Source organism: Paracoccus haeundaensis (genome assembly GCF_006239215.1).
GTDB lineage: Bacteria > Pseudomonadota > Alphaproteobacteria > Rhodobacterales > Rhodobacteraceae > Paracoccus > Paracoccus marcusii.
This window is the reverse complement of the sequence record NZ_VDDC01000025.1, coordinates 58,515-70,450: the sequence shown is the minus strand read 5'-3', so window position 1 is coordinate 70,450 and position 11,936 is coordinate 58,515. Positions and strand designations below refer to the sequence as shown.

The window sequence follows — 11,936 nt, the reverse complement described above, 5'->3', positions numbered from 1 at the left end:
TGGCGGGGGGCGCGGGGTCGGGCGGCGCGGCGCGGCTGGCGGCACGCGCCGCGCTGCGCGTCGGCGCGGGACTGGTGACGCTGGCGCCCCCTGCAGCGGCGATGGCCGAACACGCCCTTCCCCCCGACGCGTTGATGCGGCGCGCGGTTGACGATGCGGATGCCCTGGCACAGCTGTCGTCCGACCGCCGCGGGATGGCGCTGTGCATCGGGCCGGGCTGCGGCGTCACGCGGGCAGCGGCGCTGCTGGACGCCGTGCGGGCTGCGGCGCGGCCGACGGTCCTGGACGCCGATGCGCTGACCGCGTTGGCCAAGGCACCCGGCGCCCTGCCACCGGATTGCGTGCTGACCCCGCATGGCGGCGAATTCGCCCGGCTGTTCCCCGATCTTGCCGACCAGCTGTCCACCGACACACCCTCCCGCCCCAAACCCACGATCCTGCTTGAGGCGGCGCGGCGCATCGGCGCGGTGATCGTGTTGAAGGGGCCGGACACGGTCATCGCCGACCCGCAAGGACAGGTCGCGATCCATTCGGACCCGCAAATTCCCTGGCTTGCCACCGCCGGATCGGGGGATGTTCTGGCGGGGATCATCACCGGCCTGCTGGCGCGCGGCCTGCCGGCATTCGACGCGGCCTGCCTTGGGGTACGCCTGCACGGGGCGGTCGCACGCCGGCATGGGCCGGGGCTGATCGCGGACGATCTGATCGACGGGCTGGCCCCCGTCATCGCCGAATGGGACGGGTGATTTTTCCCCTCGCACTGCCCGCAGCCATTTGCTAGATCGCGGACAGCGCGGGTATGGCGAAATTGGCAGACGCACCAGATTTAGGTTCTGGCGCCGCAAGGCGTGGGGGTTCAAGTCCCTCTACCCGCACCACCACCGATCGATCGTTCAGCCTTCGGCCGGCGTGGTCAGGCCCAGTTCCGCCATCAGCTCCGGCTCCAGCACGTTGATCTCGGCCGGCGGGGTGCGCAGGGCATAGGTCATCAGCCGCAGATCGACCCCCATCTGCACCAGGTAATCCATCACCCCCGCCTGCGCGCGCTGCAGGTCGCTGACCGCCATGAAGGCGGGCAGGATCGTGTTCTGGCCGAAATAATGCTGGTGGACCCCCACCACGCCGCCCGCAGCCACCTGCCGCGTGGCGCCGCCCGCCAGGATATAGGGGCAGGCCGACAGGCAGACCGCCCCGTCGCCCACGCGGGTCGCATAGCCCGCCGCGCGGATCGTGCGCCCGATGGCCAGCGCGTCGGACACCGATCCGCCCGAACTGTCCAGCGTCACCTGCGTCGCCGTCGGGCGTGTCCGGTCCAGCCAGGCGGCAAAGCGGTCCGCATCGCCCGGCGCGATCTGGCCCGCGATGGTGATCGCGTCATCGGCCTGATCGAATTCCAGCGCCTCGGGCATGGCGCGCATGGCGGGGCCGCCCGGCTGCGACGGGTCCGACGGCCGCAGGTCGGGGCGATAGGGGCGCACGCTTGGCCCCTGCGCGGGCGGGGCGTACAACCCCGGCGCGGCCGATCCCGGTGCGCGCATCAGGTCCAGGCCGACGATGGCGCCCGCCAGCAGCACCTGCGACACCAACACGGCCCGCACCACCTTGTGCGGGGAGGAGAACAGCCCCATCGGCTAGCCCTCGCGCCGCGAAGTGTCGGCGGCGGCCGGCGGTGCGGCATCGATCTGACGCAGCAGGTCAGAGGCCGCAAGCGCCGCACGCAGCTCTCCGACTGTCATGCGTTCGTCGCTGTGCCCCTCTCCGCGGCCGGATCGGATCGCGGCCTGCACGACCATGATGATGAAGACCAGCACCGCGGGCAGCAGGTCGATGGCGATGGCGCCTGCCCATGCGGGAACGAAGTTGCCGGCATAGGCGATGACCGCGTCCGCGGCCGACATGGGCGTATAGAGGGCCTCGTCCACCTGCGGCAGGGACATCACCTCGGTCGCGGCCTGCGCCAGGGTGGTGGCGCGCTGTTCGACCAGCGACAGGACAGAGGTGATGGTGCTGGACTGGCCCGCGCGCGTGGCCTCGGTGCTGCCGTCCAATTCGGGCAGCACGACCGCATCGGCCAGGTCCTGCGCGGCGCGTCCGACCAGCGGCGCCGGGTTCAACTGGCGCAGCTGCGTGATCAGACCGGCCAGCTGGACGGCGTCTTCGGAAAAGCGGACCGTGCGATCCTCCAGCGGTCCCGGCTCGACCGAGGTGCCGCGCATCCGGGACAGGATGGTGTTCCCCTGCGCGAAGGTCTCCTCGATGGGGGCTTCGGCAGCCAGCAGCTGGTCCTCCAGCGCCTGCAGTTCGGCGCCCTTCTGGGTCAGCACCCGAAAGACCGCGCCGCGACCGGAAAAGCCGGACAGGGTGCCGCCCGCCTCCTGCTCGGACAGGTCCGCAAAGCTTTGCCGCACCCGGGCCACGTCGCGCGACAGTGCCTGCCCCGCCACGGCGTTCGCATGCGCGCGTTCCAGCGAGGTCTGATAGGTCTGCACAGTGGCCGCCATGTGCGTCTCGACCGCGGCCGTCCCTGCCAGCGCGGCGGCGTTCAGCCAGGACGACATCGCGACGATCGCCACCGATCCAAGCGCCATCGTCAGCAGCAGGCCGACCCGCGATGCGGCCGAGCGGACCGCCGGCAACAGCCGCAGCATGTAGGACCAGAAGACGAAGATGCCCACCGACACCGCGATGGAATAGGCCAGCGCCGCAAAAGTCGTCCACAAGCCCGGATCGTCCAGCAGCGTCCGCACCCCAAGATAGGTATAGATGCCCGATGCGGCCGACAGCACCCCAAGCGCGGTCGAGGTGAAACTGTCCAGCCAGTCCAGATGCCGCTCAAGCTCTCGGGCATAGCGGTCTCCGACGCGGTCATGGCTGCGGTCTGGGACGGGGGCGGCGTTGGGGTCGTGGGCCATGCGGTCTCCGGGTGGCGCTGAGGGACTGGCCCCAGATAACCGCAGATTGCCCGCATTCTCAGCCCCTTGCGGCCGATTGCCGGTCACGCTTTCGGCATGACCACGATGGGCATGGCGGCATCGGGGATGCGGGCGAACCCCTCGTCGGGCAGGACCTGGTCGCAGCCGGGGCGTGCGGACTTCAGCCGGGCGCGGTCCAGGACCCGGATCTCTCCGCGCCCCATCTCGACGATGCCTTCGGCGCGCAGTTGCGACAGCGTCTTGTTGACCGTCTGGCGCGAGCATCCGGCGATCGCCGCCAGATCGGTCTGGCTCAGCTGGATCTGCGGAGATTCGGCGCTGGTCATGGTCAACAGGTTGATCCGGATGCGATCTTCGGCGGCATAGAACATCGCGACCGAGTGCTGGCGGTTGTCCCGCGTCAGGCGATCGTGAAAGATCTTGGCAAAGTTGCGCATCAGCAGGTCGGCCGGAACGTGCCGCAGGATCATTGCCGCATCCAGCAGCATCACCGTCGTGTCCGGCAGCGTGGTGCAGCTTGCCGCGCAGGTCCGGCCGGAAAACTGCTCGACCTCTCCCAGCACCTCGCCGGGAACGGCAAGATGGGCCATCACGCGATTTCCGTTGATGTCCAGATAGTTGACCTCGATCCGTCCCTTGATGATCAGATAGATCCAGTCGGCAGGCTCGCCTTGGCGCAGGATGTCCCTGGGGCGACGGATATGAACGAGGGCAGCCTCCGCCACCAGGGCCGCCAGCTGCGGCTTGTCCAGATCGGCGATCAGCGCGGGCTTCAGGCGCGTCAGGATCGACAGCAGGTCGGGGATCTGGACAGGTGCCCTGCCCTTCGCCGAAGTCGTCCGTGGGGTAACTGCCTGCATGTCCCCTGCCCGATGATCGATGCAGGACCAAGTATATCGACATGACCGCACAGGAACAGAGGTTTTCGTATGGTCAACCAAGGTCCCCGCACACGGCGGTGGCGGATCAAGTGTGCTATCACTGGTTACAGTCCACGAGGTACCACACTCTCGACCCGCATCACCGGTCTATTGGACAGTTCATTCCGAAACTGTCGGCAGGGCGACACAAGTCATGTTAGCGCACGAAAAAATTCGGGAATGCACATGAAACAGGCGACGGGATGCCGGTTGACCCTAGATGATCGTCGCCCGCCCGCGACCCGCCCCCTTGGACAGGTAGAGGGCCTTGTCCGCCATCGCCAGGACCTGCTCCGGCTGGTCCGGCCCGCCGGGATGCCAGACCAGGATGCCCAGGCTGGCCGAAACCTGCAGATCGGTCAGTTCCGGCGGCGACAGCGCCCGGATCGCCACGATGATCCGGTCGGCAAGCTGCTGCAGGGCGGCCCGCGATGTCATGCCCCGTAGGATCAGGACGAATTCGTCACCCCCGATCCGCGCCGCCGTGTCTGCCTTGCGGATATGGCTGCGCAGGACCGCACCGACCGACCGCAGAAGGTCGTCCCCCGCCTGGTGCCCCAGCTGGTCGTTGACCTGCTTGAAATGGTCCAGGTCCAGATGCGCGATGGCAAAGGGATGCGCGACCTCGTCCGCGAAATCGGCCGTGCGCAGCGACAGGGACAGCGCGATCTCCAGCCCGCGGCGATTCTGCAGGCCGGTCAGCGGATCGGTCTGCGCCTGCAGCAGGGCCAGTTCGCGCGATTGCGCCAACTGGGTGTTAAAGCGCGACAGTTCGGTCAGGACGCCACGGTTGGCTTCGTGCAGAAACAGCAGTTCCATCGCCAGTTCCGAGGGCGCAAAGTCGTCATCCGTCAGCCCCGCAGCACGAATCGCACGATGAAGGCCGATCCCGAAACCCAGATTGACCAGCAGCGTCCCATCATCGACCTGCACGCCATGGCCGCGCAACACCAGGTCGCGCGACTGGACCACGCGCAGGAACAGGCGGCGGCGGTGTTCGACTGCGGTGCGGATCGCCTGCAGCGGACAGGGCCCCTGCCCCGCGCGCCCGCTGACTAACCGATCCGCCAGCCCGTCTGCCAGGTCCGGGATCAGCTTGGACAGCGTCGGCCCGACGGACAGGACCTTGCCGCAGGCCGACAGCCACAAGTGCATGGGCAGCAGCTGCCCAAGCGCCTGCGCGGACATGGTCGGGCCGGTCACGACGACACCGCGCCGCTCAGCTGCGCCCCCTGCAGGCTGAAGATGCGACCCTCGAAGAACTGTTCGTCCCAGATGTCGATGCGGATCGACAGCCCCTCGACCGAGATGAGGCACAGCGCGCCGTAATCGTCAGCCATGCCGCGGATCAGCCCGACCAGAAGATGCTGCCACACCGGGTCGGGTTCCAGCATGACCAGCCAGACGGACTGATCCTCCGCCTCGACCTGCAGGCGCGGAACCTCCAAGTCGGGCAGGACCAGATGCGCGCGACCGGGCAGCTCCTCAAGACGCAGCAGGAAATCCTTGAAGTCGCGGCCCGAAAACCGCAGCAGGCGCCGCACAGGCTCGATGCGCGTCATCCATCCGCCCAGATCCTCGAACATCTCGGGCAGCGGTTTCGACAGCCGGAACGCGGCGCGTTCCAGTGCACCCGTCCCGAACCCGGCGCCAAGCGGCGCCAGTCGACCGACGGCCACGGCCTCCTCGTCGGCGACGGACTGGACCAGGTCTTCACCATACGTGGCGCGGAGGAATTCTTCGATCGCGCGATTGATCAGACTTTTCATGCCCACCTCGATTCGAACCGAAACTAGCGGCAGGGCGTAAACAAATCGGAAAGCGCCGATGGAAAAAGGTCTAGTCGGCCTCCCAGCCATAGCTGCCCGGTCCCGACAGGGCCGTGCGGGCCGTCATGATGTCGCCTGGACGCACGCCAAGGCTGTCGGCAAAGCTGCACAGGCGGTCATCGTCCTCGACCAGAAAATCAAGCAGGAACAGGGCGATGTCAGGACGGCTGGCGAAATTGCGGATATCGGCGGGCTGCAGGCCGGCGGCCTCCATGAACTGCGCCAGATCCTGCGGCCGATCGGCCAACAGGATCAGCGTCTGCGTCGCCAGATCGGCGGCCTGCTGGGCCGAATACGCCATTTTTCCATCCGTATCGCAATTTCGTGAGCTGGCCTGCACCAGAAACTCTTTGTTAAGCATTTTAGGTGAAATTGAAATGAAGATGTCGGATTTCTGGATAGATCGATGACGGCACGTATCATGGTTGCAGATGGCATAGCGACGGCGCGGATCACGTTGAAGGTCCGGCTGTCCGCCGTGCGCTATGACGTGGCCGCGGTCGCCTCGGCCGCGCAGCTGATGCAGGAACTGGACGCGGCCCTGCCCGACCTGATCATCCTGGGAAATTTCCCCGACGGATCGGCCATCGACATCTGCGGGCGGCTGTCGCGCGATCCGCGGCTGGCGGATATCCCGGTGCTGATGCTGGTCCGGCCCGAACAGCGGCTGGCCGCGCTGCAGGCGGGGGCAACCGCGACGCTTGAACCCGACGTCGACGACCAGATGCTGATGGCGCGGATCCGCAACATTCTGCGCCAGTCGGATGCCCCGCAGGCCAGCCGGATGGGCATGGCCGAGGCACCGGCCGGTTTTGTCCATGCCGATCGTCCGCTGATCGTGCTCATCGCGGACAGCCAGACCCGTGCGCGGCGCTGGCGGCAGATGCTGTCCGAACGTATGCCCTGCCGGTTCGAGATCCGCGATCCTGACGAAGCGCTGGGCGCCGCATCCGCAGGGCGGACGGCGGACCTGTACCTGATCTCGGCAGATATCCGCGAGCGTGGCGACGGGCTGCGCCTGCTGTCCGAACTGCGGTCGCGCCAAGGGTCGCGGGATGCGGGCTTCGTCATCGCCATCGGGCCTGACCGGGCCGAGCTGTCGGCCATCGCCCTGGATCTCGGGGCGGGTGACGTGATGCCGGACGCGCTGTGCACCGCTGCGACGGCCGAGGCCGCGGCGGTGTCGCTGCAGATGCTGCTGTCGCGCAAATCCAAGAGCGACCAGCGTCGGGCCGAGGTTCAGCGTCACATGCTGTGGGCGATGACCGATCCGCTGACCGGGCTGTACAACCGCCGCTATGCCCTGCCAAAGCTTGCCGACATCGCGCGCGACGCGATGCTGGCGCATCAGGGATTTGCGGTCTTTGCCATCGACCTGGACCATTTCAAGGCTGTGAATGACTGCCATGGTCACACCGCAGGCGATGCCGTCCTGGCCGAGGTCGCGCAGCGCCTGCGCGATACCATTGGCGTGGACGGCATGACGGCCCGCATGGGCGGAGAGGAGTTCCTGGCTGTGCAGGGCAACTGCCCCCCGGTACGCGCGGTCCGCATTGCCGAGGCGCTACGGCTGGCCGTACAGGCGCGGCCCGTACGCCTGCCGGGCCTGTCCGGCGGCGGCGCGATCCGGGTGACGGCGTCGGTCGGGGTGGCCATGGTCGCGCCCGCGGACGACATCTGGCCGGATCAGCTGGCGCGCGTGGCGCTTGAGCGCGCGGACCGGGCGCTGCTGGCCGCCAAGGCTGCGGGGCGCAACCAGGTCGTCTGTTCGCGCGCGGAACGTGCGGCATAGGAGGGACTTTCAATGTGCCACCCCGCCACCTAGATTTGGTCCAAGCCCGCAGAGGACCCCGTCATGACAGATGCTGCCAAGATCACCCCATCGCTGACCCCCGAACGCCCGACGGGCCAGGCCATGCTGCGTGGCGCGCGGGGCCGCTGCCCGGCCTGCGGAGAGGGTCGGATGTTCTCCAGCTACCTCAAGGTGGCGGATGCCTGTCCCCATTGCCACGAGGATCTGCACCACCAGCGGGCCGACGACGGCCCGGCCTACCTGACCATCCTGATCGTGTCGCATCTGGGTGCGCCATTGCTGCTGGCGTCCTTCATCGCGTGGCGCCCCAGTGCCATGACGATGATCCTGTCCTTTGGCCTTGGGGCGATCGTGCTGTCGCTGGCGATGCTGCCGGTGATCAAGGGCGCCATGGTCGGGTTGCAGTGGGCACGACGCATGCACGGGTTCGGCCGGGCATGACCGTCGCCATCCGCGATGCTGCAACGGTCCTGGTCGTGCGCCGCGACGTGGGCGGCGCGTCGGTCCTGATGGGCATGCGCGGCGCCGGCGCGGCCTTCATGCCGTCGAAATTCGTCTTTCCCGGCGGGGCCGTCGACCCCGAGGACGCACAGGTTGCCTTGGCCCGTCCCCTTGGCCCGACCTGCCGCGCGCGCCTGCTGCAGGAGGATGGCCTGTCCCCCGACGCCATCGCTGCCGCGGCCTTGCGCGAACTGGCCGAAGAAACCGGCCTGCTGATCGGCCGTCCGGGGGGCGCACCCTGCGGCTGGCCCGGTCATGCCAAGGCAGGTCTAACCCCCGATGCGGGTCCGCTGATCTATCTGTTCCGGGCGATCACGCCACCGGGGCGACCCCGCCGGTTCGATGCGCATTTCTTCGTCGCGGATGCGGCCGACATCGTCGGCGACCCCGATGATTTCGGCGCCGCCTGCGACGAGCTATCCCATCTGCACTGGGTGCCGCTGGATCAGGCAGGCGCGTTGGACCTGCCCTTCATCACCGAAGTCGTGCTGGCCGAACTGACGGCGCTGATCCGCGACCTGCCGCATGACCAGCCGCTGGCCGCGCCGGACACGGTGCCCTTCTTTGATAATCGCGGGCCCGCGCCAGTCTTTCGCCAGATCGCCTAGCGGCCGGTAAAGACCGCCGGCCGCTTTTCCAGGAACGCCGTCACCCCTTCCGCGAAATCGGCACTGCGTCCGGCCTGCCCCTGCAGACGTGCCTCCAGCGCCAGTTGCGCCTGCATGTCGTTCCCGAACGAGGCCGTCAGCGCCTGCCTGATGGCCAGAAACGCACTAGTCGGCCCCTTGGCCAGCGCCTGCGCCCGGGCCGTGACCCCTGCGGCGAAATCGGCATCGGGCAGCGCCTGCCAGATCATCCCCCAATCTGCCGCCTGCCGCGCGGACACGGGTTCGGCGAACAGCATCATTCCCATCGCGCGCGCCATGCCGACCGCCCGCGGGATGATCCAGGTCCCGCCCGCATCCGGGATCAGCCCGATCCGGGTGAAGGCCTGGATGAAGCTGGCGCTGTCCGCGGCGATCACCACGTCGGCGGCCAGCGCCAGGTTCGCCCCGGCCCCGGCCGCCACGCCGTTCACCGCGGCGATGACCGGCACGGGACAGGTGGTGACCGCAGCCAGCATCGGCTCGTATTCCTCGCGCAGGGTGCGCTCCAGATCGGCGGCGGCACCCGCATCGGTCAGGTCCTGCCCGGAACAGAACCCCCGGCCTGCCCCGGTCATCACCACGGCACGCACATCGGGCGCCAGCGTCGTCAGCACCTGCGTGATCTCGGCCCGCATGCGGGTGTTCAGCGCATTCATCACCGCGGGGCGGTTCAGCGTCAGCGTGGCGACGCCGTCGGCTGCCGCGAACTGAATGGTCTCGAAGCTCATGTCATCCTCCCGTTTCCGGGGATCATGCCGAAATTCGCGGGCGGTGAAAGCGCGACCCGGCGTCAGGGATCGCGCATGATCTCGGCCAGGCGCCGACGTTCGTCGGGGTCCAGGGCCTCGACCTCGGGCGTCGGGCGGTTGCGGGCGCGCAGGAAGCCGGCCGCGGTCAGCAATGCGACCAGGGCCATCAGGGGCGCGGCCAGCCACAGGATCATGTTCGCCCCATCGGGCCGCGGATTGAACAGCACGAATTCGCCAAAGCGGTCGGCGACCGCGTCGATCACCTGGTCGTTGCTGTCGCCCTCCAGCAAACGCTCGCGCACGTAGAGGCGCAGGTCGCGGCTGATCGGCGCGTTGGACTCGTCGATGTTCTCTCCCTGGCAGACGGGGCAACGCAGCTGTTGCGAAATCTCGCGGGCGCGTGCCTCCATCGCGGCGTCGGGCAGGACCTCGTCGGGCTGGACGGCCAGGACCGGACAGGCGGTCAGGATCAGCGCCAGCACGGCGGCCCGGACCCTCATTCCGCGGGGACCGCGCCGGGGCGCGCCTGCCGGGCCGCACCCGCCGCCACGCGATAGCGCCGGTCGGTCAGGCTGATCAGCCCGCCGATGGCCATCATCAGACAGCCCGCCCAGATCCAGTTGGCAAAGGGCTTGATATAGGTCCGCACCGCCCATCCGCCGCCGGGCTGTTCGTCACCCAGAACGACGTACAGATCGCGCCAGAAGCCGTAATCGATCGCGGCCTCGGTCGTGGGCATCCCCTGGACGGGATAGACGCGCTTTTCCGGAGAGAGGGTCGCGACCGGGCTGCCGTCGCGGCTGGCCTCGATCACCGCTTTCTGGGCCAGATAGTTGGGTCCGTCCGCCCGGCGCACGTCGCGCAGGACCAGGTCATAGCTGCCGACAGCAAAGGGCTGGTCGATCTGCGCCACGCGCACATCCTCGACCTGCCAGGCCTGGATCAGGGACACGGCCACGAAGGTGACGCCCAGCCCGGAATGCGCGACCGCCTTGCCCCAATCGGCACGCGGCAGGCGCAACAGGCGCGACGCGCCGGAACTGCCGGTCCGCAGCCACAGATCGGCCAGCGCGCCGAAGATCAGCCAAGATCCCAGCCCCGCTCCGATCACGGCCAGCGCCGAATGTCCGGTCGACACTGCAAAGACCAGCATCATGATCGCTGCCGACAGGATCAGCGGCCCGCGCAGCGGGCGCAGGCTGCGGGCCAGCGTCGCACGTTTCCACGGCATCAGCGACCCGATGGGCAGGGCGATCGCCAGCACGATCATGAACGGCGTGAAGGCCTGGTTGAAGAAGGGCGGGCCCACGGAAAGCACCCGCCCCCAGACCATCTCGGCCACCAGCGGCCAGATCGTGCCGATGAACACGACAAAGGCCGACACGGCCAACAGCACGTTGTTCAGCACCAACGCGCCCTCGCGCGACAGGGGGGCGAAGACACCCTTGGCGGTCATCTCGGACGCGCGGGCCGCGAACAGCGTCAGGGCGCCGCCGATGAACACCGCAAGGATCGCCAGGATGAACACCCCCCGTTCCGGGTCGTTGGCGAAGCTGTGGACAGAGGTGATGACCCCCGATCGGACGATGAACGTGCCGATCAGCGAGAAACCGAACGCCATGATCGCCAGAAGGATCGTCCAGCTTTTCAACGCCTCGCGCTTTTCGACGACGATGGCGGAATGCAGCAGCGCGGCGGCCAACAGCCACGGCATGAAGCTGGCGTTCTCGACCGGATCCCAGAACCAGAAGCCGCCCCAGCCCAGCTCGTAATAGGCCCACCAGGAGCCAAGCGCGATGCCGATGGTCAGGAACACCCAGGCCGCCAGGGTCCAGGGACGGACCCAACGCGCCCAGGCCGCGTCCACGCGACCCTCTATCAGGGCGGCGACGGCAAAGCTGAAGGCCATCGAAAGGCCGACATAGCCCAGATACAGGAACGGCGGGTGAAAGGCCAAACCTGGGTCCTGCAGCAGCGGGTTCAGGTCGCGCCCGTCGAAAGGCGGATTGCCCATGCGCCAGAACGGGTTCGACGTGAAGATGATGAATGCATAGAACGCCACGCTGACCGATGCCTGGACCCCCAGCACCCGTGCCCGCAGGCTGGGCGGCAGGTTGCCCCCGAACAGTGCCGCCGCCGCGCCGAACAGCGCCAGGATCAGCACCCACAGCAGCATCGAGCCCTCGTGGTTGCCCCAGACACCGCTGATCTTGTAGAGCATCGGCTTGAGCGTGTGCGAGTTCTCGTAGACCAGCAGGACCGAGAAGTCGGACGTGACGAAGGCGATCGTCAGCGCGCCGAAGCTGATGACCATCAGCAGCAACTGGGCCATGGCCGCCGGCCGGGCGCTGTCCATCCAGCCGTGCCATCCCTTTGCGGCGCCGATCATCGGCACGGTCATCTGATAGATCGCGACCATGAAGGCCAGGATCAGGGCGAAATGGCCAAGTTCAGCGATCATCTGCGGGCATCCTTTGTTGCCCGACAGCATAGGGATGCGGCCAAGGGGGGAAAAGCCCCCCCTTGGTCCCGGTCGCTCAGTTT

Annotated in this window: 13 protein-coding genes and 1 tRNA gene; 5 read left to right on the top strand and 9 right to left on the bottom strand. The window is 68.0% G+C overall.

Going from position 1 to position 11,936, the window contains the following annotated elements; genetic code table 11:
* Both FHD67_RS13990 and FHD67_RS13985 read left to right on the top strand, forming a co-directional pair.
* Positions 1-746: NAD(P)H-hydrate dehydratase (locus FHD67_RS13990; protein ID WP_139599047.1), on the top strand; the 746-nt coding region annotated here is incomplete at its 5' end.
* 47 nt (positions 747-793) lie between these two features.
* Positions 794-878, top strand: a tRNA-Leu gene (locus FHD67_RS13985).
* Between the two features lie 15 nt (positions 879-893).
* Here FHD67_RS13985 and FHD67_RS13980 read toward each other — a convergent pair.
* From FHD67_RS13980 to FHD67_RS13955, 6 genes are all read right to left on the bottom strand, one after another.
* Positions 894-1,628, bottom strand: coding sequence for a COG3904 family protein (locus FHD67_RS13980; RefSeq protein WP_139599046.1), 735 nt, complete (start codon positions 1,626-1,628; stop codon positions 894-896).
* A gap of 3 nt (positions 1,629-1,631) precedes the next feature.
* Positions 1,632-2,912 carry a hypothetical protein gene (locus tag FHD67_RS13975; protein WP_139599045.1) on the bottom strand — a complete coding sequence of 427 codons (1,281 nt, stop codon included), beginning with the start codon at positions 2,910-2,912 and terminating at the stop codon, positions 1,632-1,634.
* 83 nt (positions 2,913-2,995) lie between these two features.
* Complete coding sequence (locus tag FHD67_RS13970; protein ID WP_139599044.1) at positions 2,996-3,793, bottom strand: Crp/Fnr family transcriptional regulator; 798 nt, start codon at positions 3,791-3,793, stop codon at positions 2,996-2,998.
* Between the two features lie 276 nt (positions 3,794-4,069).
* Positions 4,070-5,056 carry a GGDEF domain-containing protein gene (locus tag FHD67_RS13965; protein WP_139086263.1) on the bottom strand — a complete coding sequence of 329 codons (987 nt, stop codon included), beginning with the start codon at positions 5,054-5,056 and terminating at the stop codon, positions 4,070-4,072.
* The gene (locus tag FHD67_RS13960; RefSeq protein WP_052715087.1) at positions 5,053-5,622 is read right to left on the bottom strand and encodes a hypothetical protein; all 570 of its coding nucleotides are present in this window, start codon (positions 5,620-5,622) and stop codon (positions 5,053-5,055) included. The genes FHD67_RS13965 and FHD67_RS13960 overlap by 4 nt, the downstream gene beginning before the upstream one ends.
* 70 nt (positions 5,623-5,692) lie before the next feature.
* A complete protein-coding gene (locus FHD67_RS13955) occupies positions 5,693-5,983 on the bottom strand; it encodes a DUF3572 family protein (protein ID WP_045999135.1) in 291 nt (96 codons plus the stop codon).
* Positions 5,984-6,088: 105 nt separating this feature from the next.
* Between FHD67_RS13955 and FHD67_RS13950 the strand changes: the two genes are divergently transcribed.
* The 3 genes from FHD67_RS13950 to FHD67_RS13940 all read left to right on the top strand — a co-directional run bounded on the left by FHD67_RS13950 (position 6,089) and on the right by FHD67_RS13940 (position 8,604).
* Complete coding sequence (locus tag FHD67_RS13950; RefSeq protein WP_139599043.1) at positions 6,089-7,474, top strand: diguanylate cyclase; 1,386 nt, start codon at positions 6,089-6,091, stop codon at positions 7,472-7,474.
* 63 nt (positions 7,475-7,537) lie between these two features.
* Positions 7,538-7,936, top strand: coding sequence for a DUF983 domain-containing protein (locus tag FHD67_RS13945; RefSeq protein WP_045984140.1), 399 nt, complete (start codon positions 7,538-7,540; stop codon positions 7,934-7,936).
* Positions 7,933-8,604 carry an NUDIX hydrolase gene (locus tag FHD67_RS13940; protein ID WP_139599042.1) on the top strand — a complete coding sequence of 224 codons (672 nt, stop codon included), beginning with the start codon at positions 7,933-7,935 and terminating at the stop codon, positions 8,602-8,604. The genes FHD67_RS13945 and FHD67_RS13940 overlap by 4 nt, the downstream gene beginning before the upstream one ends.
* On the opposite strand, the gene FHD67_RS13935 is transcribed toward FHD67_RS13940, so the two are convergent.
* From FHD67_RS13935 to FHD67_RS13925, 3 genes are all read right to left on the bottom strand, one after another.
* Positions 8,601-9,371 (bottom strand): enoyl-CoA hydratase-related protein, encoded by a 771-nt coding sequence (locus FHD67_RS13935; protein ID WP_139599041.1) that lies wholly within the window; start codon positions 9,369-9,371, stop codon positions 8,601-8,603. The genes FHD67_RS13940 and FHD67_RS13935 overlap by 4 nt on opposite strands.
* Before the next feature lie 62 nt (positions 9,372-9,433).
* Positions 9,434-9,892: a cytochrome c-type biogenesis protein gene (locus FHD67_RS13930; RefSeq protein WP_045999131.1), complete on the bottom strand. Its 459-nt coding sequence runs from the start codon at positions 9,890-9,892 to the stop codon at positions 9,434-9,436.
* On the bottom strand, positions 9,889-11,853 hold the full coding sequence (locus FHD67_RS13925) for a heme lyase CcmF/NrfE family subunit (RefSeq protein ID WP_045999130.1): 1,965 nt from the start codon (positions 11,851-11,853) through the stop codon (positions 9,889-9,891). The genes FHD67_RS13930 and FHD67_RS13925 overlap by 4 nt, the downstream gene beginning before the upstream one ends.
* Positions 11,854-11,936 lie beyond the last annotated feature (83 nt).